This window comes from Paraburkholderia yinzeri (assembly GCF_046581065.1).
In the GTDB taxonomy this organism is placed as follows: Bacteria; Pseudomonadota; Gammaproteobacteria; order Burkholderiales; family Burkholderiaceae; genus Paraburkholderia.
The window spans coordinates 1,805,186-1,820,632 of sequence record NZ_JBFOCJ010000001.1 but is presented as its reverse complement, the minus strand read 5'-3'; the positions used below and the strand labels follow the sequence as shown (position 1 = coordinate 1,820,632).

Below are 15,447 nucleotides of genomic sequence, written 5' to 3'. Positions count from 1 at the left end.
CGCGAGCCCGGCAGCCAGCGGCGCCGGTATGCCTGACTTACTTGGCCTTGGCGGCGTTGGCGACTTCCTGGTCAGCCTGCTGACGCGTTGCCTTGATCGACTGCGGCATGTACTTCTGCATCAGGCCGTTCACGACGTCGCGGCCCACCTGGTCTTGCACCTGGATGAACTTGCGGCCGGTCGGGCTGCGGTAGAACGTCGTCAGGTCCTTGATTTCCTGCGTGCTGTAGTACTTCGCGTAAGCGTCGTACTGAGCTTGCATGGCATCTTGCTGGAACGCGGGGGTCGCGAAGACCTGGCCTGCCGAGTCAACCAGCTTCGGCACGGCATTCTTCTGCAGCCCCGGGACGGAAGCCTGCTTCTGCTTGTCCGTCATCGTCTTGTTTTCCGTCAGCGCGTCCGACAGGATCGCCGGGACGAGTTGCTTGGCCTGCATCTGCGCGCTGTTGCCGATTGCGCCGACGAGCTTCTGCGCGTCGATCGCGTCGAGCAGGTCCTTGATCGCGGCTTGCTTTGCCGGATCGATCGGTGCTGCGGCAGCGGCCGGTGCAGACTGGTCGGGCGCCTGGTTCTGGAGCGCCTGAGCCATCGCAAACGTCGGCACGAGAGCGGCCAGCAACAAAACCTGCTTGAATCGTTTTTGCATCATTACTCCCTTAGAGAAATTAGTCGAACTGCCTGCCAGACGGACCATTCAGGGACAAACTCAGACCCGCGCGGCACCGTCTTCACTCGAAGACGGTCGCCCGCAGCCGGATCCGCCCGGCACCATTTCAGGACCTTCCTGCGCTGGCCCGCCCGCATCTCGCGGACCGTCGCTTTGCATCACGCCTGCTTACTCCTGGCTTTCACCCTCGCCCGGCTCGGCATCACCCGCTTCGCCTTCCCCGTCGGCCTCTGCGACCTGCTGCAGGCCGGAGAGTTTCGTGCCTTCGTCAAGGCTGATGAGTGTAACACCTTGCGTCGCGCGGCCCATTTCGCGTATCTCGGAAACACGCGTGCGAATCAGCACGCCTGTCGTCGTGATCAGCATGATCTGGGCTTCCGGGTCCACGAGCGTCGCTGCGACCACCTTGCCGTTGCGCTCCGACGTCTGGATCGCGATCATCCCCTTCGTACCGCGCCCGTGGCGCGTGTACTCGGTGATCGGGGTGCGCTTGCCGTAGCCGTTCTCGGTTGCGGTGAGCACCGACTGCTGCTCGTCGCCCGCCACGAGGAGCGCGATGACCTGCTGACTCTCTTCGAGCTGCATGCCGCGCACGCCGCGCGCTTCGCGGCCCATCGGGCGCACGTCGTTCTCGTCGAAGCGCACGGCCTTGCCGGCGTCGGAGAACAGCATGACGTCGTGTTCGCCGTCGGTGATGGCCGCGCCGATCAGGTAATCGCCGTCATCGAGGCCGACCGCAATAATACCCTTGCGCAACGGGCGGCTGAAGGCCTCGAGCGGCGTCTTCTTCACGGTACCGAGCGCGGTCGCCATGAAGACGTACTTGTCGGCCGAAAACTCCTTGACCGGCAAGACAACCGTAATCTTTTCACCGTCCTGGAGCGGGAACATGTTGACGATCGGCCGGCCGCGCGAGTTGCGCGAGCCCTGCGGCACTTCGTAGACCTTCACCCAGTAGACGCGCCCGCGATTCGAGAAGCACAGGATGTGGTCGTGGGTGTTGGCGATGAAGAGCGTGTCGATCCAGTCGTCGTCCTTCATCGAGGTGGCCTGCTTGCCGCGACCTCCGCGCTTCTGGGCGCGATATTCGGACAACGGCTGCGATTTCACGTAACCCGCGTGCGACATGGTCACGACCATGTCCTGCGGCGTGATCAGGTCCTCAGTGTTGAGCTCGGTCGCGTTCATCTCGATCTTCGAACGGCGTTCGTCGCCGAATTCGCTCTTGATCGCGGTGAGTTCGTCGGAGATCATGACCGTTACGCGCTCGGGGCGTGCAAGAATGTCGAGCAGGTCGGCAATCTGGGCCATCACGTCGCGGTACTCGCCGATGATCTTGTCCTGCTCCAGCCCCGTTAGGCGCTGCAGACGCATCTGCAGGATTTCCTGCGCCTGGGTATCGGACAGACGATAGAGACCGTCGCCCTGCATGCCGTACTGCGGGTTCAACCCTTCCGGGCGATACGCCTCGCGGCCGCCCGCCGCCGAGTTTTCGGTCTCGGCGCGCGCGAGCATTTCGCGCACGAGGGACGAATCCCACGAGCGGTTCATGAGTTCCTGCTTCGCGATAGGCGGCGTAGGCGCGGCCTTGATGAGCGCAATGAACTCGTCGATGTTCGCGAGCGCGACGGCGAGGCCTTCCAGCACGTGGCCGCGTTCGCGCGCCTTGCGCAGTTCGTATACAGTGCGCCGCGTCAGCACCTCGCGGCGGTGCGACAGGAAATGCTCGAGCATTTCCCTCAGGTTCAGCAGCTTCGGCTGGTTGTCTACCAGCGCGACCATGTTCATGCCGAACGTGTCCTGCAGCTGCGTCGCCTTGTACAGATTGTTGAGGATAACCTCGGGCACTTCGCCGCGCTTGAGCTCGATCACGACGCGCATGCCGCTCTTGTCGGATTCGTCGCGAATATCGGAAATGCCTTCGAGCTTCTTCTCGTTGACGAGTTCGGCGATACGTTCCAGCAGCGACCGCTTGTTCACCTGGTACGGCAGTTCGTCGACGATGATCGCCATGCGCTGACCGCGATCGATTTCCTCGAAGTGCGTGGCCGCGCGCATCACCACCCGGCCACGGCCGGTGCGATAACCGTCGCGCACGCCGGAGACACCGTAGATGATGCCGGCGGTCGGAAAATCGGGCGCCGGAATGATTTCGATGAGTTCGTCGATCGACGCCTGCGGATTCTTCAGAAGATGCTGACAAGCATCGACGACTTCGTTCAGGTTGTGCGGCGGAATGTTCGTGGCCATGCCGACCGCGATCCCCGACGAACCGTTGATGAGCAGGTTCGGGATGCGCGCGGGCAGGATCAGCGGTTCGCTTTCGCTGCCGTCGTAGTTCGGCCCAAAATCGACCGTTTCCTTGTCGATGTCGGCCAGCAGTTCGTGACCGATCTTCGCCATGCGGATTTCGGTGTACCGCATCGCGGCGGCATTGTCGCCGTCGATCGAACCGAAATTACCCTGGCCGTCCACCAGCATGTAGCGCAGCGAAAAATTCTGCGCCATGCGGACGATCGTGTCGTAGACAGCCGTGTCGCCGTGGGGATGGTATTTACCGATGACGTCGCCGACGATACGCGCCGACTTCTTGTAGGCGCGGTTCCAGTCGTTGTTCAGTTCGTGCATCGCGTAGAGCACGCGCCGGTGCACGGGCTTGAGGCCGTCGCGAACATCCGGGAGCGCCCGCCCGACAATCACGCTCATCGCGTAGTCGAGATACGAGCGGCGCATTTCCTCCTCGAGGGAGATAGGCAGAGTCTCTTTGGCGAATTGATCCATTATCGATGTCGTATACAGGCACACGCGAGGCACGCGCGATGCTACCCGGAGGCAGCAACGCAAAAGCGCACCCTGCTGTCGCATGGACGCCGCGGACGCAGCGCATCACGCGATTCTACCACGCACGACACCCCCGACTTCGCTCTACGTATACCTATTAGAGGGGTGGCGCCGAACCGCTCAGAACGCCACCTGAGCGCCATCCGGCGACTCCGGCGAGGAGCCGCCAGGATATCCGCAGTGCAGCACCCGCCCGTTTGCGGGACCTGCCCGAAATCAGGCGCCATACCAGGGTATCCCGCGGGAACTTTTTGTTGCGGGTGTACCACATTCGATCGATCGCAAAGAAAGGGGCGGATTTTTTTTATCGTACGACGGGAACGATATGGCAAAATGCCAACGCACAAAGTTAGACGCTGCTCGAAGTCTACACAACACGTTCGCTGCAACGCGCCAATGTTATACTTCGAGCAATGTATGACTTGTCTTCGTCATATGGCTCGCAGTAAACCTGCGGTAATCTCAATTTCGAGAGGAGAAATATGAATAAACTTTCAAAGCTCGCGTTCATTGCAGCTACCGCAGTCATGGCTGCATCCGCTCAGGCACAGTCGGTGCCGGCGTCGCGACAAGCCGTCAATGACAACTGGGTGAATGGTACGGGCGAGTGGGTGTGGATGAACGGCACGAACGAGCTTTGCTGGCGCGATGCGTTCTGGACGCCGGCCACGGCCAACGCCAAGTGCGATGGCGCGCTGGTCGCCCAGGCACCGCAGCCGCCGGTCGCTCCGCCGCCGCCGCCGGCCATCACGAGCCAGAAGATCACGTATCAGGCTGACGCTCTGTTCGACTTCGACAAGGCTATCCTGAAGCCGGCCGGCAAGGAAAAGCTGGACGATCTGGCAAGCAAGATCGAAGCTCTGAACCTGGAAGTCGTCGTTGCAACCGGCTACACCGACCGCATCGGCTCGAACGCGTACAACGACCGTCTGTCGCTGCGCCGTGCGCAAGCCGTCAAGGCGTACCTGGTCAGCAAGGGCGTGCCGGCCGACCGTGTCTACACGGAAGGCAAGGGCAAGCGCAACCCGGTCACGACGGGCTGCAACCAGAAGAACCACAAGGCTCTCATCGCCTGCCTCGCACCGGATCGTCGCGTGGAAGTCGAAGTTGTCGGCACGCAGAAGCAGTAATTCGCGAGTCGCGACTGAAAGTCTCAAAGCCCCGCTTCGGCGGGGCTTTTTTATTCTTCACGTCCTGAGAGGCACTGCGAAGGTGCGTGGCATTTTGCCGCCATCGGAGCCCGCCTATATACTCAGGCCTTATCCTCACCCATCCGCCCCCGCGCTTCAGGCCGCTCCGACATGACCAATGCCGATCCCCACGAACTGCAGAAATTCAGCGATCTTGCTCATCGCTGGTGGGACCCGAACGCGGAATTCAAGCCGCTCCACGAACTGAACCCTGTCCGCCTTGGCTGGATCGACGCGCACGCGCACGTCACCGGCAAGCGCGTGCTGGACGTCGGCTGCGGCGGAGGCATCCTGTCCGAGTCGATGGCCGGGCTGGGCGCCACCGTGAAAGGCATCGACCTCGCCCGCGAGGCGCTGGGCGTCGCCGATCTGCACAGCCTCGAAAGCGGCGTCACGGTCGATTACGAAGAAATCGCCGCGGAAGCGCTCGCAGCACGCGAGCCCGCCTCGTTCGACGCCGTGACCTGCATGGAAATGCTCGAGCACGTGCCGGATCCTGCCGGCATCGTTCAAGCCTGCGCCACCCTCGTGAAGCCGGGCGGCTGGGTGTTTTTCTCGACGCTCAACCGCAACCTGAAGGCCTATCTGCTCGCCGTGATCGGCGCCGAATACATCGCGCAGATGCTGCCCAAAGGCACGCACGACTACGCGCGCTTCATTCGCCCCTCCGAGCTCGCCGGCTTCGTGCGCCTCGCCGGTTTGCGCCTCGTCGAGATCAAAGGCATCACCTACAACCCGCTGACGCGGCATTTCTCGCTCTCGAACGACTCCAGCGTCAACTACATGATCGCGTGCCGGCGCGAGGGCTGACGCGGCAACAGGTACCCCCCTCTCCGATATGACTGCATCGACTCTCATTGACGCCGCATCCGGCAACGGCGTGGCGCTCGCCGCCTGCGACGCCGTCCTGTTCGACTTCGACGGCACGCTAGCCGATACCGCCCCGGACCTCGCCGCCGCCGTGAATCAGATGCGTCACGCACGCGGTCTCGCGCCTGCGCCGCTCGAACGGCTGCGGCCGCTCGCCTCGGCGGGCGCACGCGGTCTGATCGGCGGGGCATTTGGCATTGGCCCTGACCATCCCGATTTCGCGGCGATGCGCGAGGAATTCCTCGCCAACTACGCGGCGAACCTGCGCGTCGAGACGGCCCTCTTTCCGGGCATCGACACCGTCCTCGACGACCTCGACGCGCGTGGCGTGCGCTGGGGCATCGTGACCAACAAGGTCGCACGCCTGACCGATCCGCTCGTGAAGCTCATGCATCTCGACGCGCGGGCTGCATGCGTCGTCAGCGGCGACACCACGCCCTACTCCAAGCCGCACCCGGCGCCGCTGCTGCATGCGGCCGAGGTAATCGGCGTCGAGCCGCAGCGTGTGGTCTATGTCGGAGACGACGCGCGCGATGTGCAGGCGGGCGCGGCTGCCGGAATGGCGACGATCGCCGCCGCCTACGGCTACTGCGGCAACGAGGTTCCGCCGTCGCAATGGAACGCGCACTACATCGCTGAAACGACCGCGGCGCTGCTCGACTTGCTCAAGCCGGTCGGAAAGGCAGCACGGCCGGACTAAATCCCGCCGATTCCTTGATGCAGCCCGCGCCTGTTGAAACGGGCGCGGTTCGCCTCATCCGGCGAACTATGGGATAATTGATCCTTCCTCTGGGGCCGACCTGGTTTCGACAGGGGTTATGAAGCAGTCAGGGCATGCCGAGGACCCGTCACCTCGTTAATCAATGGGAAAAACGTAACTGCAAACGACGATACGTTCGCACTGGCAGCCTAAGGGCCGCCGTCCTCTGCCTGGCTCACTGACGGGTTAGCGTCGCAAGACCGGTAGCAATACCGCCAGAGGTCATTTACGTCAGTTAAGCTCTGTCGGCGTCACGACGGCAGAGTCGAAAATTTAGTGAATCGCCGTAGCGCAGCGTGTTCGTCCGCGTCGCTGCGGTTAAATCAAACGACAGAACTACGCATGTAGAACTGGGTGTGGACTGCCTTTGGACGCGGGTTCGATTCCCGCCGGCTCCACCAGAATTCCCGCCTCAAAAGAAAAACTCGCGGCGCCCTTACGGGCCTCGCGAGTTTTTCTTTTTACGCGCCGCAGCCGGCAGGCACGTCGTACACGGCCGGCTTCAATCCCTCAATTGTCGTCCGGACACTGCAGATTACAGCCGTTCGGATCTCCCATATCGCCCTTTTTGCGCATTTCCGAAGGCGCACCGTGCTGATATTTGTTCGACGGCGCCGAAGCCGCGAACGGCAACTGCGGATGTTGCTGCAGACGGAATTCGTCGCTGAGAATACCGTCGGGCTGGCCCGGCGAATTCTGCGCAAAGGCGATCGAAACAGTGGCGAACAAGGCTCCCGCAGTCGCGGCAGCAGCACAAACATTAAACAGGAATTTCATGGTCGATCGGCGCGTGTGGCGCGCATCTGAAACGAGAAGGCCAATACCCGCCCGAAAGTATCACAGAAAGCACCGTCGGCTGCAGTACCCGCTAATTGCATCGCATTACAGCGCCGGCTCCAGTCCGGCCCAGCCGGCGTCGAGCGCCACGACCTTGCCGCAGTCGGCGGGATCGTAGCCTTCGAGGCGCGCGACATTCTGGCGGAACGCAGCGCCGCGCAGCAGCGCCAGTACGGCAGCCAGCGGCTCCCGCTCCAACTGGGCCCGATCGCACGCGAAATAGTAATCTTCATCGGCGATTGGCATGAAGTCGAGCCCGAAATGATGCGCCGCCGGCTCGACCCCGAACCCCACGTCGGCCATGCCGCTCGCAACGAAGGCGGCAATCGCCGAATGGGTCAGTTCCGACGACGCGTAGCCATTGACCCGTCCGGGATCGACGCCGATGCGCGTCAGCAGCAGATCGATCAGCATCCGCGTGCCCGAGCCCGGCTGCCGGTTTACGAAGCGGATGTCGCCGCGCGCGAGATCGGCTAGCCCGGCGATCTGCTTCGGGTTGCCGCGGCCAACGAAGAGGCCCTGCTTGCGCCGCGTCAGATGGATGAAGACATGCCGCTGGGGATCGAGCCAACCGCGATATGCATCGGCGCAGGCCGCGCGAAAGTCCCCGCGCGGCAGGTGAAAGCCGGCCAGATCGCACTCGCCGCGCGCGAGCGCCGTAATGGCGTCGACGCTGTCGCGATACTTGATCTCCACCGGTAACTGCTGCGCGACCAGCGCCGTCACCAGCGAGGCCACGGCGTAACCGTGCGAGGCATGAATGCGCAGATCGAGCGCATGCGGCACGAGCCAGCGATTGAGGTCGCTCGCCACTTCGCTCGCCAGCGCCTGCAGGTTGCCTTGCAGACGCTCGCCGCACAGCCGCTGCGAGCGCAGCACCGCCTCGCCGAGTTCCGAGAGGACCGATCCACGGCCACGCGCCTTGGCGATCAACGCGCCGCCCAGACGCTCTTCCACCTCGCGCAGCAGGCCCCACGCATGCCGATAGGACAAACCCTTACGCTGTGCGGCCTGCGCGATGCTGCCTTCCTCGGCGACCAGCGCGAGCAGCGGCACAACGTCCGTCAGGCTTGCCTCACGCCCTTCCGCATCGCGCACGACGAGTTGCGCCTGGCATTCGACCTTGATCATTATGAATTCGCCCTTCCTATTGCGAAACCCAATACATCGGCCTATCGTTCGTTCACACAACGAGACAACGGCAGCATATATGCGCACTTTATGAATAACAAGTGCATATTTGCTCCAGGAGGTACCCCACCTTGGACGAGACGACACCTATCGCGCCCGACGAACTCGTGCGCCGGCACACGCTGCCAGGGCGCACCCTGCTCGCGATCCTGCATGCGATCCAGGACGAAACCGGCTACGTGCCGCCCCAAACCATCGTGCCGCTTGCGAAAGCCCTGAATCTGTCGCGGGCCGAGGTGCATGGCGTCATCAGCTATTACCACCACTTCCGCACGGCGCCGCCGGCGGCCGTCACCGTTCAGCTTTGCCGTGCCGAGGCATGCCGCAGCATGGGCAGCGAGGCGCTGGCCCGGCACGCCGAAGCGCATACGGGCTGCCGCTTCGCGCAGGCGCACGGCCATGATGGGCAAACCGCGCGCGAGGCCACCGGGCAGGTCGCGCTGGAATCGGTCTACTGTCTCGGCCAGTGCGCGCTCTCGCCGGCGATGACGATCAACGGCACGCTGCACGCGAAAGTGACGCCGCAGAAGTTCGACGCACTCCTCGGCGCCGCGATGGCCGCGGCCGTCGGCGCAAAGGAGGCCGCATGATCCGCGTCTACGTTCCCCGCGACTCGTCGGCGCTCGCCCTCGGCGCCGATGCGGTCGCCGGGGCCATCGAACGCGAAGCCGCCGCGCGCGGCGACGCCATCGAACTCGTGCGCAACGGTTCGCGCGGCCTGCTCTATCTGGAACCGCTCGTCGAAGTGGAAACGCCCGATGGCCGCGTCGGCTATGCCAACGTCGAAGCAGCGGACATCGCTGCGCTGTTCGACGCCGGCTTTCTGCAGGGCGGCCAGCACGCGCGCAGCGTCGGCCTCGTCGAGCAGATTCCGTATCTGGGCAAGCAGCAACGCCTCACCTTCGCGCGCATCGGCATCACCGACCCGCTCTCCACCGACGACTACGTCGCGCACGGCGGCCTCGAAGGACTACGCCAGGCACTCGCGACGACGGGCGCCGCCGCCTGCGAAGCGCTGATCGAATCCGGCTTGCGCGGACGCGGCGGCGCAGCGTTCCCGGCGGGCATCAAGTGGCGCACCGTCGCGAACGCGCAGGCGGATCAGAAGTACATCGTCTGCAATGCCGACGAAGGCGACTCGGGCACGTTCTCCGATCGTCTCATCATGGAAAGCGATCCATACGTGCTGATCGAAGGCATGACGATCGCGGGCATCGCCGTCGGTGCGAGCGTGGGGCATATCTACGTGCGCAGCGAATACCCGCATGCGATTGCCGCGCTCGAAGAAGCGATCCGGCGCGCACGCGCGGCGGGTTGGCTCGGCACAGACGTGCTGGGCAGCGGCAAGCCGTTCGATCTCTTCGTAGCGAAAGGCGCCGGCGCTTACGTATGCGGCGAGGAAACCGCGCTGCTCGAGTCGCTCGAAGGCAAGCGCGGCATCGTGCGCGCGAAGCCGCCGCTGCCCGCGCTCGCGGGTCTGTACGGCAAGCCCACGGTCATCAACAACGTCATCACGCTCGCCACGGTGCCGGTGATCTTCGCGAAGGGTGCAGCGTTCTACAAGGATTTCGGCATGGGCCGCTCGCGCGGCACGCTGCCGTTCCAGCTTGCGGGCAACATCGCGCGCGGCGGGCTCGTCGAGCTCGCGTTCGGCGTCACGCTGCGCGAACTCGTGTTCGACTACGGCGGCGGCACGGCGAGCGGCCGCCCGGCTCGCGCCGTACAGGTAGGCGGCCCGCTCGGCACCTATCTGCCCGAAAGCCAGTGGGACATTCCCATGGACTACGAAGCGTATGCGGCCGTCGGTGCCGTGGTGGGACACGGGGGTCTCGTGGTTCACGACGACGCCTCGAATCTCGCGGAGCTCGCCCAATACGCGATGGCGTTCTGCGCGCTCGAATCGTGCGGCAAATGCACGCCGTGCCGCATCGGCTCGACGCGCGGCGTGGAAGTGATCGCGAAGATCCGCCAGGGCGACACCTCGGAGAAACAGGTCACGCTGCTGCGCGACCTGTGCGACACGATGATGGCCGGCTCGCTCTGCGCAATGGGCGGCATGACGCCCTACCCGGTGCTCTCCGCACTGAACCATTTCCCCGAAGATTTCGGCCTCGAACCCGCAGCCCACCCCACTGCCCCTGCGGCGGCGGCCTGATTCAGGAGCCAGCATGTCCGACGCGCTCATTCCCAACGCCGGATGCGGTTCCGGCGCGTGCAGTTGCAAGTCGCAGGCGATGAAACCACGCTCGCCGTTCGACGACACCGACTACGGCACGCCGTTGCGCCACGCCGATGTGGACGTCGCGCTCGAAATCGACGGCCAGGCCGTGACGGTGCCCGCGGGCACGTCCGTCATGCGCGCCGCGATCGAGGCCGGCGTGAACGTGCCGAAGCTCTGCGCCACCGACACGCTCGAGCCGTTCGGCTCGTGCCGCCTGTGCCTCGTCGAGATCGAGGGGCGCCGCGGCTACCCGGCGTCGTGCACGACGCCGGTCGAAGCGGGCATGAAAGTGCGCACGCAAAGCGACCGTCTGCAGCAACTGCGCCGCAACGTGATGGAGCTTTATATCTCCGATCACCCGCTCGACTGCCTCACCTGTCCCGCCAACGGCAACTGCGAACTGCAGGACATGGCGGGCGTAACGGGGCTGCGCGAGGTGCGCTACGGATTCGAAGGCGCCAATCACCTCGCCGACCAGAAGGACGAATCGAACCCGTACTTCACCTACGATCCGTCGAAGTGCATCGTCTGCAACCGCTGCGTGCGCGCGTGCGAGGAAACGCAAGGGACGTTCGCGCTGACGATCGCCGGGCGCGGCTTCGAATCGCGCGTGGCCGCGGGCGTCGACGAGCCGTTCATGGAATCGGAGTGCGTTTCGTGCGGCGCGTGCGTGGCCGCGTGCCCGACCGCGACACTGCAGGAAAAGAGCGTCGTGATGCTCGGCCAGGCCGAGCATTCGGTCGTGACGACCTGCGCCTACTGCGGCGTGGGCTGCTCGTTCAAGGCCGAAATGAAAGGCAACCAGGTCGTGCGCATGGTACCGCACCGCAACGGCCAGGCGAACGAAGGCCACGCCTGCGTGAAGGGTCGCTTCGCGTGGGGCTACGCCACCCACAAGGACCGCATCAAGAAGCCGATGATCCGCGCGAAGATCACCGATCCCTGGCGCGAAGTGAGCTGGGACGAGGCGATCCGCTACGCGGCCAGCGAATTCCAGCGCATCCAGGACAAGTATGGCCGCGACTCGATCGGCGGCATTACGTCGTCGCGCTGCACGAATGAAGAAACGTATCTCGTGCAGAAGCTCGTGCGCGCCGCGTTCGGCAACAACAACGTCGACACCTGCGCCCGCGTGTGCCACTCGCCCACGGGCTACGGCCTGAAGACGACGATCGGCGAATCGGCAGGCACGCAGACCTTCGCGTCGATCGATCACACCGACGTCATCATGGTGATCGGCGCCAATCCCACCGACGGCCACCCCGTGTTCGGCTCGCGCCTGAAGCGCCGCGTGCGCGAGGGCGCCAAGCTGATCGTCGTCGATCCGCGCCGCATCGACATCGTCGATACGGCGCACGTGAAGGCGGAGCATCACCTGCCGCTGCGTCCCGGCACGAACGTCGCGATCGTCAACGCGCTCGCGCACGTGATCGTCACCGAAGGTCTCGTCGACGAGGCGTTCGTCGCCGAACGCTGCGAAATGCGCGCCTTCGAGCAGTGGCGCGATTTCGTCGCGCTGCCCGAGAACTCGCCGGAAGCGATGGAAGCCGTTACGGGCGTACCGGCGCAGGACGTGCGCAAGGCCGCGCGCCTCTACGCCACGGCGGGCAACGCCGCGATCTACTACGGCCTCGGCGTCACGGAGCACGCCCAGGGCTCGACAACGGTGATGGGCATCGCGAACCTCGCCATGGCCACGGGCAACATCGGCCGCGAGGGCGTGGGCGTGAATCCGCTGCGCGGCCAGAACAACGTGCAAGGCTCGTGCGACATGGGCTCGTTCCCGCACGAGCTGCCGGGCTACCGTCACGTGGGCGACACCGCCACGCGCACCCTCTTCGAGGACGCCTGGCACGTCGCGCTGCAGGCCGAGCCGGGCCTGCGCATCCCGAACATGTTCGAAGCCGCGCTCGACGGCAGCTTCAAGGGGCTCTACTGCCAGGGCGAAGACATCGTGCAGTCCGACCCGAACACGCAGCATGTGGCGGCGGCGCTCTCGTCGATGGAATGCATCGTCGTGCAGGACATCTTCCTCAACGAAACGGCGAAGTACGCGCACGTGCTGCTGCCGGGTTCGTCGTTCCTCGAAAAGGACGGCACGTTCACCAATGCCGAGCGCCGCATCTCGCGCGTGCGCAAGGTGATGCCGCCGCTGGCCGGGTACGCCGACTGGGAAGCCACGATTCTGCTCTCCCGCGCGCTGGGCTACGAGATGAACTACACGCACCCGTCGCAGATCATGGACGAGATCGCTCGCCTCACGCCCACCTTCCACGGCGTTTCGTACGAGCGGCTCGACGAGCTCGGCAGCATCCAGTGGCCCTGCAACGAGAACGCGCCCGATGGCACGCCGATCATGCACGTCGACACGTTCGTGCGCGGCAAGGGCAAGTTCGTGATCACGAAGTTCATCGCGACACCCGAGAAGATCACGCGGCGCTATCCGCTGCTGCTCACGACGGGGCGCATCCTCTCGCAGTACAACGTGGGCGCGCAGACACGCCGCACCGAGAACTCGCGCTGGCACGAAGAGGATCGCCTGGAGATCCATCCGGTGGACGCCGAGGATCGCGGCATCCGCGACGGCGACTGGGTGGGCATCGAGTCGCGCGCCGGTCAGACGGTGCTGCGCGCGAAGGTGAGCACGCGCATGCAGCCGGGCGTGGTGTACACCACGTTCCACTTCCCCGAATCGGGCGCGAACGTGATCACGACGGAATCGTCCGACTGGGCGACCAATTGCCCCGAGTACAAGGTGACGGCCGTCCAGGTCAGCCACGTGCAGCAGCCGTCGCAATGGCAGCGCGACTATTCGCGCTTCAGCGCCGAGCAGCTCGAACTGCACCGCCAGCGCGTGGAAGCGGCTGCCACGACTTCAGGGAAATAACGCCATGAATGTCGACCATCTGTTCGAAATGGCCAACCAGATCGGCCTGTTCTTCGAGTCGCTGCCCGATCGCGACGAGGCGCTCACGGGCATTGCCGAACACATCCGGCGCTTCTGGGAACCGCGCATGCGGCGCACGCTGCTGGCCGCGCTCGATAGCGGTGCGGCGGAGGCCGGCCTTTCGGCAATCGTCCTCGCGGCGCTGACGAAGTATCGCGAATCGCTGACGCCCGTGGCGGCCTGATCGAACCGGACGGGCTGCCGTCTTCGCACGTCACGCGACGGGGCCCTGCGCGGCGCCATTCGGCGCGAACCAGGTCTCGCAGTGACGCAGCAGCCCGTCGAGATCCGACGACGGACGCCCGCGCGCGCAGAGATATCCGTCGGGCCGCACGAGGTAGAACGCGGGCCGCGTACGTCCATACGATTCGGCGAGCGTTGGCGCGCCCTCGCCTTTGGGCGTCGTTCCGCCCCTCGGCGCATCGCTGAGCCGCCAGACGCGCAAGGCCTGCGGCAGCAGCCGCTCGACCGCTTCGACGAAACGCGCGAGCGCCGCATCGTCGTCCCGGGCCACGCGCCCAGGCTCTCCATCGACGAGCAGAAACAACGAAAAACTCGCCGGGTCGTGCAGATCGAAAATGCGCCCCGTACCGGGCGCATTGCCGAACGGCCCGTCGATCACGCGCGCCAGCGCATCGGGGGCGCGTTCTCCCGCGCGCGGTCCGCCGTCTAGCCCATGCTCGAGCGTAAGCGGACTGCGCCGGTACTGGATCGACAGCTCGCTCACCGCCTCGCGCGCCGCATCGCGCAACGGCCCTAGCGCGACGAGCACAGGCATCACGCGCTCGCGCAGCAGCTTCAGCGGCCCATGATCGGCCTCCACCAGTTGGGTCATGAAGCTCGTCTGCTGCAGGACGAGCCGCTCGATCGGATGGCGCTCCGCGTGGTAAGTGTCGAGCAGGCGCTCGGGCGCACCGCCCGTCAGCACTCGGGCCAGTTTCCAGCCGAGGTTGAACGCCTCCTGTATGCCGGTGTTCATCCCTTGCGCGCCCGCGGGGCTGTGCACGTGGGCCGCGTCGCCGGCGAAGAAAACGCGCTCCACGCGCATCTGACGCACCATGCGGCTGTTCACGCCGAAATACGAGGCCCAGGTCATCTCCGAGAGCGAGACCGGATGATGGATGCGCTGCCCGACGATCGCGCGGCATTCGTCGAGCGTGGGGACCGGCATCGTCCCTTCCGGCGCGGCAGGCAGCACGGCCTTGTGATCGGCGATCAGGCGCCAGCGTCCCTCGCCGAACGGAAACAGCGCGGCCAGTCCGTCGCTCGATGCGAACACATGGAACTCGTCGTCGGGCCAGGGCGTCCCGGCACCGACATCGGCGAGCAGGAACGACTGCTCCAGCGTCTCGCCTTCGAACTTCATCCCCAGCTTGTGGCGCACGGTGCTATGCGCGCCATCGGCGGCGATCAGATACGCGGCGCGGATCGATTCGATACGGCCATTGGGACAGCGCACCTCGGCGCTCACGCCCGCCGAGCCCTGTGTGAATTCGAGCAACTCGCAGCCGCGCTCGATCTCGACGCCGGACGCCGCAAGGCGCTCGGCGAGAATGCGTTCGGTGACGGTCTGGTCGAGAAACAGCAGATAGGGATAGCGCGTGAAGAGCGGATCGAAGTCGAGCCGCGCCCGGCGCTGGCCGTTCGAGTAGAGATTGGCCGCATGCGCGCGGTGGCCGAGTTCGAGGAAGGGTTCGACGATACGGTGCTGCTCGAAGAGTTCGAGCGTGCGGGCCTGAATGCCGATGGCGCGCGTGTGATGTCCCGGCTCGGGCGTGCGATCGATCAGGCGGACCGCAATGCGCGCGCGGACGAGGGCAAGCGCGGCGGCAAGACCCGTCGGTCCCGCCCCGACGATGAGCACGGGCGGCGAGGAAGAAGCCACGGTCATGCAGGCCTCCATGCGGTCGACATGAACCGTAG

General features: G+C 65.0%; 12 protein-coding genes and 1 other RNA gene. 8 read left to right on the top strand and 5 right to left on the bottom strand.

The annotated features are described in order from the left end of the window. Positions 1-37 precede the first annotated feature (37 nt). Positions 38-646: a DUF2059 domain-containing protein gene (locus WJ542_RS08710; RefSeq protein ID WP_411188921.1), complete on the bottom strand. Its 609-nt coding sequence runs from the start codon at positions 644-646 to the stop codon at positions 38-40. A 189-nt stretch (positions 647-835) separates the two neighbouring features. Further along, entirely contained in the window at positions 836-3,448 is a 2,613-nt protein-coding gene (gyrA, locus tag WJ542_RS08705; RefSeq protein ID WP_411188920.1) for a DNA gyrase subunit A, read from the bottom strand. Between the two features lie 542 nt (positions 3,449-3,990). Here gyrA and ompA point away from each other — a divergent pair. The 4 genes from ompA to ssrA all read left to right on the top strand — a co-directional run bounded on the left by ompA (position 3,991) and on the right by ssrA (position 6,729). Beyond that, a complete protein-coding gene (gene ompA, locus WJ542_RS08700; protein WP_411188919.1) occupies positions 3,991-4,638 on the top strand; it encodes an outer membrane protein OmpA in 648 nt (215 codons plus the stop codon). 171 nt (positions 4,639-4,809) lie between these two features. Further along, positions 4,810-5,508: a bifunctional 2-polyprenyl-6-hydroxyphenol methylase/3-demethylubiquinol 3-O-methyltransferase UbiG gene (gene ubiG, locus WJ542_RS08695; protein WP_411188918.1), complete on the top strand. Its 699-nt coding sequence runs from the start codon at positions 4,810-4,812 to the stop codon at positions 5,506-5,508. A 28-nt stretch (positions 5,509-5,536) separates the two neighbouring features. Then, complete coding sequence (gph, locus tag WJ542_RS08690) at positions 5,537-6,268, top strand: phosphoglycolate phosphatase (protein WP_411188917.1); 732 nt, start codon at positions 5,537-5,539, stop codon at positions 6,266-6,268. A 91-nt stretch (positions 6,269-6,359) separates the two neighbouring features. Beyond that, positions 6,360-6,729: a transfer-messenger RNA gene (gene ssrA / locus WJ542_RS08685) on the top strand. A gap of 109 nt (positions 6,730-6,838) precedes the next feature. Here ssrA and WJ542_RS08680 read toward each other — a convergent pair. Together WJ542_RS08680 and WJ542_RS08675 are read right to left on the bottom strand one after the other, a co-directional pair. Beyond that, positions 6,839-7,105, bottom strand: coding sequence for a hypothetical protein (locus WJ542_RS08680; RefSeq protein ID WP_411188916.1), 267 nt, complete (start codon positions 7,103-7,105; stop codon positions 6,839-6,841). Between the two features lie 105 nt (positions 7,106-7,210). Next, positions 7,211-8,296, bottom strand: a complete 1,086-nt coding sequence (locus WJ542_RS08675; protein ID WP_411188915.1) for a substrate-binding domain-containing protein — start codon at positions 8,294-8,296, stop codon at positions 7,211-7,213. Positions 8,297-8,427: 131 nt separating this feature from the next. Between WJ542_RS08675 and WJ542_RS08670 the strand changes: the two genes are divergently transcribed. The 4 genes from WJ542_RS08670 to WJ542_RS08655 are packed head-to-tail and all read left to right on the top strand — an operon-like array spanning position 8,428 to position 13,708. Then, positions 8,428-8,946: an NAD(P)H-dependent oxidoreductase subunit E gene (locus tag WJ542_RS08670; protein ID WP_411188914.1), complete on the top strand. Its 519-nt coding sequence runs from the start codon at positions 8,428-8,430 to the stop codon at positions 8,944-8,946. Then, entirely contained in the window at positions 8,943-10,511 is a 1,569-nt protein-coding gene (locus WJ542_RS08665) for a formate dehydrogenase beta subunit (RefSeq protein WP_411188913.1), read from the top strand. The genes WJ542_RS08670 and WJ542_RS08665 overlap by 4 nt, the downstream gene beginning before the upstream one ends. Positions 10,512-10,524: 13 nt before the next feature. Continuing rightward, a complete protein-coding gene (gene fdhF / locus WJ542_RS08660) occupies positions 10,525-13,464 on the top strand; it encodes a formate dehydrogenase subunit alpha (protein WP_411188912.1) in 2,940 nt (979 codons plus the stop codon). Between the two features lie 4 nt (positions 13,465-13,468). Then, complete coding sequence (locus WJ542_RS08655) at positions 13,469-13,708, top strand: formate dehydrogenase subunit delta (RefSeq protein ID WP_411188911.1); 240 nt, start codon at positions 13,469-13,471, stop codon at positions 13,706-13,708. A 30-nt stretch (positions 13,709-13,738) separates the two neighbouring features. Here WJ542_RS08655 and WJ542_RS08650 read toward each other — a convergent pair whose 3' ends face one another. Then, a complete protein-coding gene (locus WJ542_RS08650; protein ID WP_411188910.1) occupies positions 13,739-15,415 on the bottom strand; it encodes an FAD-dependent monooxygenase in 1,677 nt (558 codons plus the stop codon). Positions 15,416-15,447 lie beyond the last annotated feature (32 nt).

Excerpts from the sequence above, each read along its gene's own strand:
- WJ542_RS08710 (WP_411188921.1), bottom strand. The coding sequence starts at position 646 with ATGCAAAAACGATTCAAGCAGGTTTTGTTGCTGGCCGCTCTCGTGCCG.
- gyrA (WP_411188920.1), bottom strand. The coding sequence starts at position 3,448 with ATGGATCAATTCGCCAAAGAGACTCTGCCTATCTCCCTCGAGGAGGAA.
- ompA (WP_411188919.1), top strand. The coding sequence starts at position 3,991 with ATGAATAAACTTTCAAAGCTCGCGTTCATTGCAGCTACCGCAGTCATG.
- ubiG (WP_411188918.1), top strand. The coding sequence starts at position 4,810 with ATGACCAATGCCGATCCCCACGAACTGCAGAAATTCAGCGATCTTGCT.
- gph (WP_411188917.1), top strand. The coding sequence starts at position 5,537 with ATGACTGCATCGACTCTCATTGACGCCGCATCCGGCAACGGCGTGGCG.
- WJ542_RS08680 (WP_411188916.1), bottom strand. The coding sequence starts at position 7,105 with ATGAAATTCCTGTTTAATGTTTGTGCTGCTGCCGCGACTGCGGGAGCC.
- WJ542_RS08675 (WP_411188915.1), bottom strand. The coding sequence starts at position 8,296 with ATGATCAAGGTCGAATGCCAGGCGCAACTCGTCGTGCGCGATGCGGAA.
- WJ542_RS08665 (WP_411188913.1), top strand. The coding sequence starts at position 8,943 with ATGATCCGCGTCTACGTTCCCCGCGACTCGTCGGCGCTCGCCCTCGGC.
- fdhF (WP_411188912.1), top strand. The coding sequence starts at position 10,525 with ATGTCCGACGCGCTCATTCCCAACGCCGGATGCGGTTCCGGCGCGTGC.
- WJ542_RS08655 (WP_411188911.1), top strand. The coding sequence starts at position 13,469 with ATGAATGTCGACCATCTGTTCGAAATGGCCAACCAGATCGGCCTGTTC.
- WJ542_RS08650 (WP_411188910.1), bottom strand. The coding sequence starts at position 15,415 with ATGACCGTGGCTTCTTCCTCGCCGCCCGTGCTCATCGTCGGGGCGGGA.